At 68.8% G+C, this 517-nt stretch carries 1 protein-coding gene; it reads right to left on the reverse strand.

Translation table 11 applies throughout. The features are described 5' to 3' along the window. On the reverse strand, positions 1-412 hold a 412-nt coding region (locus AC1DE1_RS20840), incomplete at its 3' end, for an ATP-binding protein (RefSeq protein WP_477179347.1). Positions 413-517 lie beyond the last annotated feature (105 nt).

Consider the following 517-nt stretch of genomic DNA (forward strand, 5'->3'; position numbering starts at 1 on the left):
CCTCGAGCCGGTTCACCAGATCGACGGTGTTGAAGTAGCGCCCGCGCGCCCCGGCCAGCACCACATTGGCGGTGATGGCGATGGCCAGGTGGGTCTTGCCGGTGCCCGTTCCGCCGATCAGGACGATGTTGCGGTGATCGGCCAGGAATGAGCCGCCATGCAGGGCGCGCACGAGGCTCTCGTTGATGGGCGAGCCCTCGAAGTTGAAGCGCGCCAGRTCCTTCATCGCCGGCAGCTTGGCGGCGGTGATCCGATATCGGATGGAGGCGGCCTGACGATGGGCAGCCTCGGCCTTCACCAGATCGGCCAGGATCTCCATGGCGGTGCGCTTGCGCTGCAGGCCCGTGGTGACGGCGTCGTCGAAGGCGCCGGCCATGCCCTTGAGGCCCAGCTCGCCCAGGGCCTGGATCATCTCATGCCGCTGCACGGGAGCCTCGCAGCAGGTCGTAGCGCGCGCAGTCGGCGATGGGCGGATGGCTCAGGGCCTGGGCCTGGGAAGTGGTGATCGCCTCGGGCC

It is taken from the genome of Dyella sp. 05T440 (assembly GCF_056395965.1).